The sequence below is a fragment of the Yoonia vestfoldensis genome, from assembly GCF_002158905.1.
GTDB lineage: Bacteria > Pseudomonadota > Alphaproteobacteria > Rhodobacterales > Rhodobacteraceae > Yoonia > Yoonia vestfoldensis_B.
On record NZ_CP021431.1, the window covers coordinates 2521864 to 2536392 of the forward strand.

General features: G+C 60.8%; 13 protein-coding genes. 9 read left to right on the forward strand and 4 right to left on the reverse strand.

All coding sequences use genetic code 11. The annotated features are described in order from the left end of the window. Nucleotides 1–9: 9 nt before the first annotated feature. Complete coding sequence (locus LOKVESSMR4R_RS12610) at nt 10–387, reverse strand: hypothetical protein (protein ID WP_087208893.1); 378 nt, start codon at nt 385–387, stop codon at nt 10–12. Next, on the reverse strand, nt 371–994 hold the full coding sequence (locus tag LOKVESSMR4R_RS12615; RefSeq protein ID WP_087208895.1) for a TetR/AcrR family transcriptional regulator: 624 nt from the start codon (nt 992–994) through the stop codon (nt 371–373). Before LOKVESSMR4R_RS12615 ends, LOKVESSMR4R_RS12610 begins: the two co-directional genes overlap by 17 nt. A 96-nt stretch (nt 995–1090) precedes the next feature. Here LOKVESSMR4R_RS12615 and LOKVESSMR4R_RS12620 point away from each other — a divergent pair, with 96 nt between their 5' ends. Genes LOKVESSMR4R_RS12620 through LOKVESSMR4R_RS12630 form a run of 3 tightly spaced genes read left to right on the forward strand, consistent with a single transcriptional unit; the run spans nt 1091 to nt 5986 of the window. After that, the gene (locus tag LOKVESSMR4R_RS12620; protein WP_087208897.1) at nt 1091–1588 is read left to right on the forward strand and encodes a cytochrome b; all 498 of its coding nucleotides are present in this window, start codon (nt 1091–1093) and stop codon (nt 1586–1588) included. A 4-nt stretch (nt 1589–1592) separates the two neighbouring features. Then, nucleotides 1593–2891 (forward strand): efflux RND transporter periplasmic adaptor subunit, encoded by a 1299-nt coding sequence (locus LOKVESSMR4R_RS12625; RefSeq protein WP_087208899.1) that lies wholly within the window; start codon nt 1593–1595, stop codon nt 2889–2891. Continuing rightward, nucleotides 2888–5986 (forward strand): efflux RND transporter permease subunit, encoded by a 3099-nt coding sequence (locus tag LOKVESSMR4R_RS12630; protein ID WP_087208901.1) that lies wholly within the window; start codon nt 2888–2890, stop codon nt 5984–5986. The genes LOKVESSMR4R_RS12625 and LOKVESSMR4R_RS12630 overlap by 4 nt, the downstream gene beginning before the upstream one ends. Nucleotides 5987–6560: 574 nt before the next feature. On the opposite strand, the gene LOKVESSMR4R_RS20230 is transcribed toward LOKVESSMR4R_RS12630, so the two are convergent. After that, a complete protein-coding gene (locus LOKVESSMR4R_RS20230) occupies nt 6561–6788 on the reverse strand; it encodes a hypothetical protein (RefSeq protein ID WP_162290731.1) in 228 nt (75 codons plus the stop codon). Nucleotides 6789–6951: 163 nt separating this feature from the next. Between LOKVESSMR4R_RS20230 and LOKVESSMR4R_RS12635 the strand changes: the two genes are divergently transcribed. Further along, the gene (locus tag LOKVESSMR4R_RS12635) at nt 6952–7467 is read left to right on the forward strand and encodes a nucleotidyltransferase domain-containing protein (protein ID WP_087208903.1); all 516 of its coding nucleotides are present in this window, start codon (nt 6952–6954) and stop codon (nt 7465–7467) included. Between the two features lie 108 nt (nt 7468–7575). Here the strand turns inward: LOKVESSMR4R_RS12635 and LOKVESSMR4R_RS12640 are convergent. Further along, nucleotides 7576–8327, reverse strand: a protein-coding gene (locus LOKVESSMR4R_RS12640) for an IS5 family transposase (RefSeq protein ID WP_204248671.1) whose coding sequence is annotated in 2 segments (ribosomal slippage) — nt 7576–7994 and nt 7994–8327 — 753 coding nt in all. Because the reading frame shifts where the segments join, the coding sequence is not laid out codon by codon here. 207 nt (nt 8328–8534) lie between these two features. Between LOKVESSMR4R_RS12640 and LOKVESSMR4R_RS12645 the strand changes: the two genes are divergently transcribed. From LOKVESSMR4R_RS12645 to LOKVESSMR4R_RS12665, 5 genes are all read left to right on the forward strand, one after another. Then, a complete protein-coding gene (locus tag LOKVESSMR4R_RS12645) occupies nt 8535–9881 on the forward strand; it encodes an ABC transporter substrate-binding protein (protein ID WP_087208905.1) in 1347 nt (448 codons plus the stop codon). Nucleotides 9882–9947: 66 nt separating this feature from the next. Next, the gene (locus LOKVESSMR4R_RS12650; protein WP_087208907.1) at nt 9948–11243 is read left to right on the forward strand and encodes a carbohydrate ABC transporter permease; all 1296 of its coding nucleotides are present in this window, start codon (nt 9948–9950) and stop codon (nt 11241–11243) included. Further along, nucleotides 11240–12067: a carbohydrate ABC transporter permease gene (locus tag LOKVESSMR4R_RS12655; RefSeq protein WP_087208909.1), complete on the forward strand. Its 828-nt coding sequence runs from the start codon at nt 11240–11242 to the stop codon at nt 12065–12067. The genes LOKVESSMR4R_RS12650 and LOKVESSMR4R_RS12655 overlap by 4 nt, the downstream gene beginning before the upstream one ends. Next, the gene (locus tag LOKVESSMR4R_RS12660) at nt 12067–13110 is read left to right on the forward strand and encodes an ABC transporter ATP-binding protein (RefSeq protein ID WP_087208911.1); all 1044 of its coding nucleotides are present in this window, start codon (nt 12067–12069) and stop codon (nt 13108–13110) included. Before LOKVESSMR4R_RS12655 ends, LOKVESSMR4R_RS12660 begins: the two co-directional genes overlap by 1 nt. Further along, nucleotides 13107–14525, forward strand: a complete 1419-nt coding sequence (locus LOKVESSMR4R_RS12665) for a glycerophosphodiester phosphodiesterase (RefSeq protein ID WP_087208913.1) — start codon at nt 13107–13109, stop codon at nt 14523–14525. The genes LOKVESSMR4R_RS12660 and LOKVESSMR4R_RS12665 overlap by 4 nt, the downstream gene beginning before the upstream one ends. Nucleotides 14526–14529 lie beyond the last annotated feature (4 nt).

Sequence of the window (14529 nt, forward strand, 5' to 3'; positions counted from 1 at the left end):
AGATTGCGGCTACCGCGCTGAAAGCGCCTGACGCGCCAGCAGGGCAATCACGCCCCACACCGCGCTGCGCAGAGCCATGGCGTAAACGGTGCGCATCTCGAAGGCTCCACCTTGGGCGACATGCAGACCGAAGGCCACAAAGACCAGCAGCGTTGCGGCGAAGATCGCGAGAGACAGGGGCCAGGCCCATCGCCGCCCCTGCCACAGGCCCAGGCCCGCCACGACATAGGCAAGTCCCGCAAGTGTGTTGAACCACAAGACGAACAGGACGACCGCCCCCATCTCGAGCGCACCAAGCAGCGTGGTGCCGCCCGAAACAACCGTCAAAAGGCCGAAGGCAATCGCGACTCCCCCCGTAATGCGCAGCAGTCTATTCTGTTTTTTCATCGAGAACGTCCTCCTCAGCGTTTAGCATCGCCAACTGCACGTCGAACAATCGCAACCCCTCTTGCGGGAGCGAAAAGCCCCGCGCGCCGAGCGTCCAGCGGATGGCGACACCCTGCACCAGCGATGTCAGCAGGATGGCGACATCCTCCGGGCTGACGTCGCGCTTCATGTCGCCCGCTGCCTGCAGATCACGGATCACGGCAACAAGGCGGCTCTGAAACGCGCCCAGAAGCCCCCGGAACACGTCGCGCAGGGCTTGATTGTCCACCTGCAACTCGCGCGAGAACAGGATCGACGGCAGAGCGGGCGTCTCGGATATGGCTGAGAGCTGCGCACCGATGAGCGCCCTCAAGCGCGCGTGTGGCCCGGCGGCCCCGGCCTCGGCTGCGGCCCAGGAGCCTTGAAGCCGGTTCGCGATATCCTCGGCCACCGCCAACCAGAGCGCGCCCTTGGTGGGAAAATGTCGGAAGATCGCCGGCTGACTGAGACCGATGGCGCGCGCGACATCCGTGGTGCTGAGCCGGTCGGGTCCGATCTCGTCGGCCAGTCCCAGCACCTCGGCCACGATCTGTGTCTTTCGATCTTCCGCGCTCTGACGACCGGACATACAGCACCTCTTGTTAGTTATAACTCACTAACATATACTCGGGGCAATCGCAACCTCTGTTCCGAGTCGCGCCGTCTGACCGAAAGGACCCCGACCATGCCCGCCAAACCCGCCCCCACCCGATATTCCCGCCTGCAGATCGCGCTGCACTGGCTCGTCTTCGCGCTGATTGCGCAGCAATACCTTTTCAAGGAGGCGATGTCGGCCGCTTGGGACCGCGTCACTGACGGGCTGGAGGCGGGGTTCGACCCGCTCGTGCTGGCCCATGTGGCGGGCGGCGCGCTGGTGATGATCTTCGCGCTCTGGCGACTGATGTTGCGTACACGGCGCGGCGTGCCCCCGGCGATCGAGGCCAGTAAGGTTCAGGCCGTGCTCGCCAAACTCACCCATGTGGGCCTTTACGCGCTGATGATCCTGATGCCACTCAGCGGGTCCGTCGCGTGGTTCGGCGGGGTCGAAGCCGCTGCGCAGGGACACAATGTGTTGAAGATTGTCCTGCTGGCTTTGGTCGCCCTGCATGTGGTCGGCGCGCTCTACCACCAGTTCATCCTGCGCGACGGAACGCTGGCGCGGATGCGCCGGGCGCAGGGCTGAACCCATGCGCCTCGCCCCACTCCTGGTGCTGCCACCCATCGCGCTCGGCATTGCCGCGGCGGTCTGGATGATCGCGTCTGCCCCCGGCCCCGCGCAGGTCGGGGGCGACGCGCTCGCTCTGCCGGTCCGGGTGATGACGGTCGCGGCGGAAGACATCCGTCCGACCGCCACTGCCTGGGGAAACCTGCGCGCAGCCGAGACCTGGGTCGCCGTGGCCGAAGTGCAGGGCGAGGTGATCTGGCGCCATCCGGACCGTGAGCCCGGTCACCTGATCCCGGCGGGGACCGAAGTGCTGCGGATCGACCCCGCCGACTACGAGCTGGCGCTGGCGCAATCGCTGGCCGATCTGGCGGCGCTGGAGGCCGAGAGGGCGCAACTGAGCGCCGAGGCGGCCAACACGGGCCGCATCCTCGAACTGGAACGCGCCCGGCTGGCGTTGGCCGAGGCGGATCTGGAACGCACGCGCACACTCGTCGCGCAAGGCGCCGTTCCGCAATCGCGCGCCGACGAGGCCGAGCGCGCGACCCTTCTGGCCCGCCGCACAGTGGCGGAGCTGGAGAACACGCTCGCCCTGATCCCGTCCCGCGAGGCGCAGATCGCAGCACAGGTCGCGCGCAGCGAGGCCGCCATCGACCGGGCGCGCCGCTCGCTCGACCGAACGACCCTGACGACGCCGTTTGACCTGCGCGTGACCGAGGTGCATGCTGAGCTGTTTCAGACCGTCGCCCCTGGCCAGGTGGTGATCCGTGCTGACGGGATCGCGGCGGCCGAGGTCGTGGCGCATTTGCCGATAGACAGCTTTCGACGGCTATTGGGAGATACACCGGAGGGCATCACCCTTGGCGACATGATGCGCGACATGCCCGCCACGCAGATCGAGGTGACGCTCAGCCCTCTGGCGGACCCGAGGCAGATCTGGAGCGCCCGTGTTGTCGGGATCGAGGGCGCGCTGGATGCCCGTGCGCGCACCGTGCCGGTCGTGGTCAGGGTTGACGACCCCTATGAGGGCGCCGACCCGCCCCGCCGCCTGCCGCTGGTGCCCAACATGCAGGTGCAGCTGTCCTTTTCGGGCGCTTCTATATCGGGCCTCATCGCAATCCCCGAAGCGGCACTGCATGGGGGCATGGTGCATATAGCAAGCGCCGATGACAGGCTAGAGCTGCGGCCTGTCACCGCCGGTTTTGCACGAGACGGCTCGGTCGTCATCACCGAAGGGCTCGTCTCCGGCGACCGCGTGGTGATCGACGACATCGCTCCGGCCATCCCCGGTATGGCACTGACCCCTGTCGAGGCCCCGCAATGATCCGCTGGTTCACCGGCCACCCAACGGCGGGCAACCTGCTGCTGCTCCTGTTTCTCGCTGCCGGTGCCTTTGCCGCGCCGGGTCTCTTGCGCGAAACCTTCCCAGATTTCCGCGCCGTCGAGGCCGAGATCACCGTGCCCTACCGGGGTGCGGCCGCCGAAGATGTGGAGGCAGCAGTCTGTGCGCCGCTGTGGGACGGGGTGCAGAGTGTCGAAGGGCTGGAAACCTTCACTTGCACCGCGCAGACCGGACGCGCGCGGGCCGTGGCAACCATGGCGCCCGGCAACGACGCGCTGCGCTTCGTCAATTCCCTGCGCACCGAGGTTGCGGCCATCGACACCTTTCCCGATCGCGCCGATCCGGCGGTGGTACGCGAGTTGCACCGCTCCGATCCCGTCACATCGGTCGCCATCTCAGGCGATCTGCCGTTGGGCGAACTGGACCTTTACGCAGATGCCCTGTCCGACCGCCTGACTGCCCTGCCAGGTGTTGCCCGCGTGACGCGCGGAGGCCTCGGCACCCGGACGCTTTTCATCACCGCATCGCGTGCCATGCTCGACAGCCACGGGCTCACCCCCACCGCCCTGGCCGCCGCCATCGCCGCGCAGAACATCGACCTGCCCGCGGGTACGCTGGAGGGGCCAGGCGCGGACCTGGCCCTGCGCTTCACCGCCGAGCGCGACACGGCTACCGCGCTTGCCACGATCCCCGTGCTGGTGCTGCCGAACGGCGCGACCCTGACGCTGGGCGACGTGGCGGTGATCGAGGAACGGTTCGAGCCGCCACAGGACCGCGCCTTTGTCGACGGGGTGCCTGCCCTCGTGCTCGAAGTATCAAAGGCGCTGGATGCCGACGCGCTTCGGGTGCTGGACGGGGTCGCGGCACTCGTGGCCGAGGAAACCGCCCGCCTGCCGGACACGATTTCCGTCGAAGTGGTGCAAGACGTGACATCGATCATCCGCGACCGTCTGGTGATGCTGGTGCAAAACGGGGTGATCGGGCTGGTGCTGGTGGTCGTGGTGATGAGCCTGTTCTTCCGCCCCGGTTTCGCGATCTGGGCCGCGATGGGCCTGCCCGTTGCCTTCGCGGGCGCCTTTGTTTGGATGGCGCTGACCGGGCTCAGCCTGAACATGATGACGCTGGTGGCGCTGTTGATGGCGATCGGGATCGTGATGGACGATTCCATCGTGATCGCGGATTCCATCGCAGTGCATGCCGCCAAGGGCGCGACGGTCGAGACCGTGGCGGCAGGCGTAGCCGCCGTGGCACCCGGCGTGATCTCGTCCTTCCTGACGACGCTTGCCGTGTTCCTGCCTCTGGCCTTCCTCGCGGGCGAGTTGGGTGCCGTGCTCGAGGTTCTGCCGGTCGTGTTGCTGGCGGCGCTCGCCGCGTCGCTGATCGAGGCTTTTTTCATCCTGCCCCATCACCTGAAGGGTGGGATGAAGGACACTGTCCCCTCCCGCTTCCGCAAAGGCTTCGACGCGGGCTTTGACGCTTTTCGCGAAGGGGTCGGCGGTCTGGCCGATACCGCGATCAAGGCGCGCTGGCTGGTCGCAGGGCTGGCCATCGGTGCCTTGATCCTGACCGTAGGTGCGCTCGGTGGCGGCATGGTCAAGCGCGAAGCCATGCCCGAGATCGACGGCGACGTGCTCGAGGCGCGGCTGATGCTGCCTGCCGGCACCCCGCTGGCGCGCACGACCCAGGCAGTCGCACAGGTCGAGGCCGCGCTTGACCGCGTGAACGCCCGTCTGACACCCGAACAGCCCGAGGCGCAACCGCTGGTTATTCGCCGCATCACCCGTCTGGGCCGTAACCTGTCGGCGGGCGAGACCGGCGCCCATGTAGCCACCATCGCGGTGGACCTTCTGGGCGCCGAGACGCGTAACAGCACGCTGGACGAGATCGTTACACTCTGGCGCGAAGAAATCGGCGCCCTGCCCGGTGTGAACTCACTGATCCTGACCGAGCCGGGCATCGGCCCGCAAGGCATCGCGGTCGAGCTGCGCCTGACCCATCCCGACCTCGCCACGCTGGAGGCGGCAGGTCTTGCCATGCTAGCGGAACTTGAAACCTATGCCGGTGTGCGCAACGCCATTGTCGACCTGCGTCCGGGTGCACCGGAGCTGCGACTGATCCTCTCGCAGGGTGCCGAGGCGCTGGGGCTGACCGCCACGGATGTGGCAGGCCAGCTTCGCGCGGGCTTCCTCGGCACGCAGCTTGCGGAAATCCGGCGCGGCGACTTGGCCTGGGATATCGAGGTGCGGCTGGCCGATGAGGACCGCGCCAACCGCGCCGATCTGAGCCTTTTCGAGATCGCCCTGCCCGGTGGCGGCACCGTGCCGCTCTCCAGCATCGCCACCATTGACGAGGCGCGCGGCTGGGGCACGATCACACGCCGCAACGGTCTGCGTACCCTGACCGTTTCGGCCGATGTGGACGGCCGCATCGGCAATGCCGACGCGATTACCGCGCGGCTGGCCGAGGGCTTCCTGCCCGATCTGGCGGCCTCCACCCCCGGCCTTGGCTTCGACATCGGTGGGCAGGCCGCAAATTCGGCGGAAACCGTTTCCTCGATCCTGCGCGGCTTCCTGATCGGGCTGGTGGGCATCTACCTCGTGCTCAGCTTCCAGTTCCGCAGCTATGTGGAGCCGCTGATCGTGATGATCACCATCCCGCTGGCGTTTCTGGGCGTGATCTGGGGCCATGTCCTGATGGGCTACAACATCTCCATGCCGTCGCTGGTAGGGGCGGCGTCGCTCGCGGGCATCGTGGTGAACAACGCCATCCTGCTGGTCGGCGTCATCAACGACCGCCGTGCCGAGGGGCTCTCCGCAGCACTTGCTGCAGGCGAGGCGGTGCGCGCCCGCTTCCGCCCGATCTTCGTGTCGGTCTCGACCACGATCATGGGCATGGCGCCCTTGCTGCTGGAGACCTCGACCCAGGCCCAGACGCTCAAGCCGCTGGTGATCTCGGTTGTCTTTGGGCTCTTGGCCGCAACGGTCCTGATCCTGCTGGTGTTGCCCGCGTTCTATGCAGCGCTCGAGGACATCTGGCCGAGGAAGCAGACAAACACGGTTGGCCAAGAAGGACTCTGACCCCAAAAGTCTCGTTACGAAATAGAAACAATCCGAAATTTCGGGTGCCGATCAGTCAAGTTTTCTGTGCTGGGAACGACAGGCACCAATGGTGAATGCTACAGATCAGCGCAGTGCCCACTTGAACGGCAGCTCTGGGCTGGTTGCGTCTGCCCCCCCTCCCATGGTTCCTCCCGGGCCCTTTGCGTATACGGGCGTACTCAGCGCGCCATTTCGCTAGCGCGTGGCTTTTGCACCGGGGAATCCACTTTGAATCCAGTCTGGCTTGGCTCGAGATAAAAGTGACTCATTATCAAAGCGTTGGCGCACGCGACCGTTGGCCGATAGGTGGATTTTAGTATTTTAGTCAAGAATCCACCTTAGCCAAAATCCAGAAAGTTTGGCCAGAATGGAAAGTCAACAAAACTTCAGCATTTTCGTCCGAAGTGCACGCTGACATAAGACGGGCGGACCGGATGTCAGAACACTGAGATGGACCTTCCTGACCTAATTGCAGCCGTGCTAAAGCTAAGCAAGTGAAATGCTGTCATCGACAGTGACGATCGAGGTGCAAATAGAAGTTTGAGTGCGTCGCTCAGATGTCCAAAGGTACCGCGGCGCCGACCGCCACAGGATAAGCACGATCAAAGCAGGCATCATTGCCAGTCAGATCTAGCGCAAAGAAAGATGCCTTCTGCTCGACGACGCCAATCAAGACCGTTTTCGCTCCAAAACCCGCTTGAATGGCGCCAGGGGCCACGCCACAGTTTGCCCTTACTGTAACTGCCCGCAGGTTATTGCGCGCCGAGATCGTCGTCACCACAAGTGGGTTCCGGCCTTTGCTTGTTTGTAAACGTGAATTATGTGCGCGCATCGTTCACACTTTAAAATGATTCGTTATAGCTGCCCTTATCCAATTCCCTTCGGCTGGACGGGTTGTGAAGCCCCGTAGGACGAGTGGCGGCGACACCTAGGAGGATCAGGAGATGCAGGCAGAGCTGGTCCTGGCCCTTTGGACCTTGTTCGAGGAGAACGATCTGCAGGTCTGCCTTGACGGTGGCTGGGCCGTGGATGCCGCACTTGGCCAGCAGACCCGCCCGCATGGCGATCTGGATATCGCCCTGCCGGCATCGCGGGTGCCTGCGCTCAGGCAGCTGCTGTCGGGCCTAGGGTTCGACGAAATCCCACAACCAAATTCGTCGGAACACAACTTCGTCTTGCAGGACCGCGACGGCGCGCAGCTTGACGTGCATTCCTATGAACTTAACCCTGACGGTAGCAACCGGTCCGGTGTCGCATACATCGCTGATCACCTGTCCGGCGAGGGCTGGATCCTCGGTCACCGGGTGCGTTGCGTGCCGCCCGACTGGCTTGTCCGGTTTCATGCCGGATATGACCTGGATGATAACGATTGGCACGATGTCCGGCTGCTATGCGAGAGATTTGCCATCCAGGTTCCTGATGATTTCATACCGTTCCTCGACAGGCATTCTGAAGAGTGATCCGCGCCCAACATGGCGCCAAGCCCGCTGTGAGCGTGAGATCACCGACGCTCCAAAAAATCTTGGCGCTGAAACAAATAAATCTGTCATATTAGGGGCTGTTGACGTTCACCTGAGTTGAATGACTGTTGCTGCAAGCGAGATGAAAGCGGCGAAGCTCTGATCTGTTTTGCATGACCGCGTTGCGATGCCCCTGTTTTCCTTGAGCTTGCCGAAGTAATTCTCGATCAGGTGCCGCCATTTGTATGTGTCTTTGTCGAATGTCGCGGGGAAACGCCGGTTCGATTTCGGAGGGATGACAGGGGTTATCTGCTGCTCCTCAAGAGCGGTTCGCAGCCAGTCTGCATCAAACGCGCGGTCAGCGAGTAAGTGATCTGCGCGAAGACCTTCGATCAATTCCGGCACGGCGCGCAGGTCATGCGCCTGCCCGGGCATCAGCCGGAAGTCGACGAGGTTACCCAAGCTGTCGGTCAGCGCCAGTATTTTGGTTGTGATACCGCCGCGCGAGCGCCCTATGGCCTGGCTGAGAGTCCCCCTTTTGCGCCCTGGCCCGAGCGGTGGACCTTGACGATGGAGCCATCGATCATCGCATATTCGAGATCGGGGGCCGAAGATAACGCTCTGAACATGTTGTAAAATACATCAGCCTTGACCCACCGCCGGAAGCGCTTGAAGACCGAGTTCCAATGCCCGAACTCGGCAGGCAATTCGCGCCACTGCGCGCCAGTCCGCACAATCCACAAGACCGCTTCCACGAACAAACGCGGATCGCGTCCGGTCTGGCCAGGATCAGTGTGCTTGCCAAGGCAGAAGGGTTGGATGATCGCCCAATGGGCGTCGGTCAGGGCACGTCGGGTCAAGGTTGCTCTCCTCTGTTTGCAACCTTGAATCAGAACTCACACCAAATAGGAATCCTGAACGTCAACAGGCCCTAGCCTGCTAAGCCTGAACTTGCACAATCGTGTATCCAATTAAAGCAAGGTTCTTCCCAACCAGGAAGAATTTTAAAACCGTTCTTGCACACGCGTGCATAATACACATGAACACACGTAGAGGAGAAAAATGAAATGACGAATATGATGCGGACCTCCGCTTTGGTCGGTGTGCTGGTGGGGTCGGTTGTGCCGGCATTTGCCGAGGACATCAAAATTACCGTGTGGGCCGGCGGCTCGAATGACAGCGACAGCTACAGGATCGAAGCAATCGAAATTGCCGCCGACATCCTTGAGCGCGAATACGCGATCTTGGGCGAAGAGGTGAACATCACCATCGACGGCCGGCGCGATTTCACTGGCTGGGACGAATTCAAACAGGGCGTCACACTTGGCGCCGAAGCTGGATCCGCACCGAACATCGTGGTGACCTCGCATCTCGATATCGCGCCATGGAGCCAGGCCGGCTACATTGCAGCGGTCGAGAACTATGTCGACCTTGATGCCTGGCCGCTCTCCAATGTCTATCCCAACCTGATGGAGATCGCCTCATATGCGGGCACCCAGTGGGGCATTCCACAGGATTCCGAGTCTCGTCCTTTCTTTTTCTGGCGCGAAACTATGGCAGCACTAGGGTATAGCGAAGACGAGATCGACGGACTGCCCGACATGGTCGCAAGCGGCCAATACACGCTGACCAACGTTCTGGAAGATGCGACAAAGGCCCTTGAAATGGGCCTTGTCGAAGAGGGCTATGGCTTCTATCCACGCCCATCAAACGGACCAGATTACGCGCAGTTTTACCAATCTTTCGGCGGTGAGTTAGTCGATCCCGAAACTGGTAAGCTGGTCCTAGATACCAAAGCAATGACTGAATTCTACCAATTCTTCGTTGATGCAGTGAATGCCGGCATCACCCGTAAAAACCATATCGGGACTGACTGGAACCAGTGGTATACCGAAGTGGCCAACGGACGCGCGGCCTTCTGGCACGGCGGCACATGGCATTTCGGCCGTTACGCAGCGGAAGGAAACGACGATTTCTGGAACACGATACAGTTCTCGCTGATCCCAGCGGGCGACGAGAACGGCCGCGCCAACACAATCACTCATCCGCTAGTCTATCTGGTAATGAGCCAGGAAGACGACAGGATCGAGGAGATTTCGGCACAGCTGATAGCGATCGCTACCGAACCACGTCTGAACACCCTTCACGCAATCCAGTCCAACCACCTGGCAGTCGCTGAAGCACAGGCCGACCAAGATCTTTACCGGAGCAACCGCTGGGCCTCCACTGCTACAGAGGTCTTGCTGGCCGCGGCCAATGCGCAGCCCAACCACCTCGATTACGGTGCGTATTCCGAGGCAATGTTCCGCGGTCTTGAAGCGGCGTGGACAGGCGTTCAGACCCCCGAAGACGCTATCGCCGAAGTAGAGGCGCAGATGCGGGCCACTATCGGCGATCAGCTGATCGTCCGCTGATATAAACAACGGTGGCAGGGTGCGTCCTGGCGCGCCCTGCCATCCTGACTTAAAGAGGCTTGGGCCATGAAAACACGCATACTCGCATTCGGGTTCTTGTCACCTGCACTTATCGCCGTCTTCTTTTTCTTTGCTTTGCCAGTACTGCTGACGGTCGTATTCGCCTTTACTAACATGTCGACATCAACAGGCATCATGGGCGGCGCCTACCAGATCAACTCGACCCAGGTCGACAGCCTGCGCGATACCGACGTCAGCTCCGAATCAATCAAGAAACTTGAATCGTCAAAATATGTCATCTCCGAAGCAGGACTCGCGGTACTGGCCGAGAAATTTGATGAGGCTACGGCCAACGAGCTGCGCGAAGATTTCTTGGGTGAAACCTTCGACGCCCGGCGCGACCTTGAAACTGTGCTACGCAACCTTACTGAACCGATCCGCAACACCCGCGACCGCAAGGCCGCTGCCGACCTCTTTTCCTCAACTGTTCTTGGCACGCGATACGCAACGGTTGAAGCGTTACGCGCAGCTCTGGACGAGACCCAGATAGACCCGACCGACCACGACACACTGACCGAATTCGCCTATACTGGCTGGACCTGGACGACAGGTAACTTCTCGCTTTTGATGGAGTTGCCATCGACCCTGCGCTATGCGGCGAACACGGCCTTTTACGTGGTCTGCACGCTGGCTTTCAATATCCTGTTCGGCCTGTTCCTCGCGATCTCGACCTTTTACCTGCCGGGGAAATTGGCCAATACATTCCGTGCAATCTGGTTCCTGCCGCGCATCCTGCCGCCTGTCCTTTATGTGCTGATGTGGAACTGGTTCACTTGGGACCAGGGTTTCATCGCGACGGTGACTGGCTGGTTCGGTGTGCCGCAGCAGAATTGGTTGCTTCACACCTCGACCCATGCCTGGACCGCGGTGATCCTAATCAACGGATTTGTTGGCGCCTCGCTGGGGATGATCCTGTTCTCTTCGGCGATCAAGGCGATCCCGACCTCGATGCTCTATGCCTCCGAGGTGGATGGCGCCAACCGCTGGCAACAGGTGCGCTACATCATCCTGCCGCAGATGCGCTGGCCGATCCTGTTCATGACATCTTACCAGACGCTCAGCCTTCTGACGTCCTTCGAATACATCCTTCTGGCCACCGATGGTGGCCCTGGCCGGTCGACTGAGGTTTGGGCACTGGCCGCCTACCACACCGCGCTCAATAATTACGCTGGCAACCTACAATACGGGCTGGGGGCGGCCTATGCGCTGGCACTAGTATTCATCGGAATAGCGTTATCGATACTTTATCTAAGGTTCTTTAACTTCAAAGAATTACTGTCCAAGCCGAGGATTGAGCAATGACCGGAACGCAGCGCATATGGCCTATTGTCCTGATCCTCGCAATCTTTTCGAGCCCACTAGTAGTCATGTATCTCTACCAAGTCATCGATAGCGTGGCCTCTCCCGACCCAGGTTCACTTATCCCCGGCAGGATCGATGTGTCGAACTGGCGCTTTTTGTGGGAAAGGATAGATACTGGGCGGCCCACGATCTGGGAGGTTACATTTAACACCTTCATCTTTGCTAGCACCACAGCCTTTCTCGTAACCCTTTGTTCGACCACCGCGGGTTATGCGCTTTCACGACTGAACATGCCAGGGCGACCCTATTTCCTGGGTGGGCTCATCATCTTGCACGCCTTTCCGACGATAACACTGATCATCGCGATTTTCATTATCCTCCAGGCGGTGGGTCTTTTCGACACGCTTGTGGGCGTCATTCTCGTAAAAACCGCGCTCGAGCTGCCATTCGGTGTCTGGATCATGAAGGGCTTCTACGACACCGTCCCCTGGGAGATCGAGATAGCCGGCGTTCAGGATGGCGCCTCGCGATTCCGCGTCTGGTGGGAACTGGTTATTCCACAGGTCAAACCGGGTCTCGCAGCGCTTCTGATCATCTCGTTTCTGTCGGGCTGGTCGGAATTCATATTGCCCCTCGTGCTGGCACCAGGGTCAAGCACACAGGTGCTATCCACATTCATGAATGCTGTGATCCAGGATGACGCGACCGCAGATTTCGGCCTCTTCAAGGCGATCGGGTTGTATTACTCAATACCTGTCATCGTTATCTATCTAATTTTTCAGAAACAGCTGATGAACATCTACGGCGGAGGGACAAAAGGTTAATGGAACTGAGGCTCACGAAATTCACCAAGGCCTTTGGGCCGGTCACTGTCATTGAAAACATGGACCTGACCGTTGGTAGCGGCGAGATGCTAGCCCTGCTTGGGCCATCAGGCTGCGGCAAGTCCACAACGCTTTTTGCGATATGCGGCATTCACAAGATGACCGGTGGCAAGCTTTATTTCGGAGATCGCGACGTGACTGCAGTTCCGGCGCAGCAGCGGTCTGTCGGCGTGGTGTTCCAGAACTATGCGCTTTATCCACACATGACCGCCGAACAGAATATCGGCTTTCCACTCAAGGTCATGCGCCGCCCCAAAGATGAGATCGCGGCCGAAGTCCGGCGCCTTGCAGATCTCGTCCAAATCGGAGAACTTCTTGACCGGCGACCGGCCCAGCTTTCGGGCGGGCAGCAGCAACGCGTGGCTCTGGCCCGCGCAATGATCAGGAAACCGGATGTTCTCTTGCTTGACGAGCCGTTGGCCAATCTTGACGCCAAGCTCAGGCTCGAGATGCGGGCCGAGATCCGGCGGATCCAACGCGAGACTGGCATCACCGCGATCCTCGTCACCCATGATCAGGTCGAGGCGATGTCGATGTGCGACCGGATCGCCCTGATGAAGGATGGCGAGATTGTCCAGCTTGACACACCCAAGCAGATGTATGCCAATCCGCAATCGCAATTCGTTGCGGGATTCCTCGGCAATCCACCGATCTCGTTCCTGCCTGCCCAGGCGGAAGAGCAACTGGTAATCGGTCGGGGACAGGCGATTAAACGTCCCGACGGGCTTGAAGCGCGGGGCGAAGTAATTTTGGGTATCCGGCCCGAATATTTTGGGCCCCAGCACGGGACTGGCCTTTCAGGCGAAGTGATTTTCGTAGAGCCGCAAGGACGCGAAGAACTTGTCGACGTGCGTCTTGAATGTGGCGGCGTGCTGCGCGCTATCCTGCCCACCAGCTATCCAGTTCGTCTGGGAGACCGTGTGAACTGGGGTGTATCACTCCGCGACATACTTGCCTTTTCGCGAGAAGGAAATCGACTATGACGCCCGATCATCTGCCTGCGCGGCCCTGGTCAATCGCCCATCGCGGCGCCTCGGCCTACGCGCCGGCCAACACTCTGGCCGCCTTTCGCAAGGCGGCCGACCTAGGCGCTGACATGTGGGAAATTGACATCCGGATCACCGCAGACGGAGTGCCAGTCGTTCACCATGACGCCACTCTCGCCGATGGAACCCGGCTCGACGGCCTTACGCGGCAAGCCTTGCTCGAACGGATGCCGGATTGCCCCGATCTGTCCGAGGTGGTTACCCTTGCCAGCGAATTGGGCGCGGGGCTTTATGCCGACATCAAAGACGAAAATGCTGCTTTGCCGACGCTGCGCCTACTTCAGGATGCGGCAATCGAACCCATCATTCTCGGCGCTTTCAACACCGCCATTGTCGATGTGCTGCGCTCCGCGGGCAGCCGTTATGCGGTGGCCGCGCTGGTACCGCAGGGAGCTGATCCGCACGATCATGCGGCGCGGGCCGACGTGATCCACCTGTGCTGGGAGCATCTGCCTTTCCCACAGGACACCCTCACACCCGCCTTTTTTTCCCGTGCCTTTACGGATGGTAAACGCGTTGTCTTGTGGCATGAAGAAGATCCAGCTCGCATGGCCGCAATCCGCACAAAACCTGTGACGGGGATCTGCTCAGACATGCCTGAACTAGTCAACCCGTTTCGCCCACCTTCAAATTACCCCTTCGGTGTGGTCTGTCACAGGGGCGCCAATCGGATCGCACCGGAAAACACGCTGCCTGCACTGGAATGCGCGCTGGCGGCGGGATTCAGCCATGTAGAGGTCGATTTGCACAGCACCGCCGATGGTGAGATTGTAGTGATCCACGACCCCAATCTTGACCGAACCACGAACAGTTCTGGCCTGGTCACCATAAGAACGTTGGAGGAGTTGCGTACCCTTGACGCCGGATCATGGTTCGACCCATTTTTTGCTGGAACGCGCATCCCTACCTTGGAGGAAACTCTGGCTCTTGTGGCGCGTTACGACGCACGGGCTTATCTTGAACTCAAATCAGCTCCTCCCGGCCCAGTTCTGGAACAGGTCAAGCAGAAAGGAATGCTCGACCGTGTCTTCTTTTGGTCTTTCAACCGCGATGCACTACGCGAGTTGCGCAGCTTTAGTGCCAATGCGCAGATCATGGCGCGGCGCGAGGATTACGGCTCGCTATCCGAGACACTATTGGATTATCGCGCCAATGTCGTGGAGTTCCGTCCCGACGCCGATCCTCTCGAAATCGCTACCCTGCGCGGCAGTGCGATTATGTCAATGGTGGCCTATAGGGGCAGTGACACCGACGTGTTCGACCAGATCCTTATGATGCGGCCCGACCTGTTTAACCTAGACCATCCGTTCACCTTTGCGCGCCATTCGCTCAGAGCCAGCTGCAATGGTTAGGGAT

Excerpts from the sequence above, each read along its gene's own strand:
- LOKVESSMR4R_RS12620 (WP_087208897.1), top strand. The coding sequence starts at position 1,091 with ATGCCCGCCAAACCCGCCCCCACCCGATATTCCCGCCTGCAGATCGCG.
- LOKVESSMR4R_RS12610 (WP_087208893.1), bottom strand. The coding sequence starts at position 387 with ATGAAAAAACAGAATAGACTGCTGCGCATTACGGGGGGAGTCGCGATT.
- LOKVESSMR4R_RS12630 (WP_087208901.1), top strand. The coding sequence starts at position 2,888 with ATGATCCGCTGGTTCACCGGCCACCCAACGGCGGGCAACCTGCTGCTG.
- LOKVESSMR4R_RS12660 (WP_087208911.1), top strand. The coding sequence starts at position 12,067 with ATGGAACTGAGGCTCACGAAATTCACCAAGGCCTTTGGGCCGGTCACT.
- LOKVESSMR4R_RS12635 (WP_087208903.1), top strand. The coding sequence starts at position 6,952 with ATGCAGGCAGAGCTGGTCCTGGCCCTTTGGACCTTGTTCGAGGAGAAC.
- LOKVESSMR4R_RS12655 (WP_087208909.1), top strand. The coding sequence starts at position 11,240 with ATGACCGGAACGCAGCGCATATGGCCTATTGTCCTGATCCTCGCAATC.
- LOKVESSMR4R_RS12645 (WP_087208905.1), top strand. The coding sequence starts at position 8,535 with ATGACGAATATGATGCGGACCTCCGCTTTGGTCGGTGTGCTGGTGGGG.
- LOKVESSMR4R_RS12615 (WP_087208895.1), bottom strand. The coding sequence starts at position 994 with ATGTCCGGTCGTCAGAGCGCGGAAGATCGAAAGACACAGATCGTGGCC.
- LOKVESSMR4R_RS12625 (WP_087208899.1), top strand. The coding sequence starts at position 1,593 with ATGCGCCTCGCCCCACTCCTGGTGCTGCCACCCATCGCGCTCGGCATT.
- LOKVESSMR4R_RS12665 (WP_087208913.1), top strand. The coding sequence starts at position 13,107 with ATGACGCCCGATCATCTGCCTGCGCGGCCCTGGTCAATCGCCCATCGC.
- LOKVESSMR4R_RS12650 (WP_087208907.1), top strand. The coding sequence starts at position 9,948 with ATGAAAACACGCATACTCGCATTCGGGTTCTTGTCACCTGCACTTATC.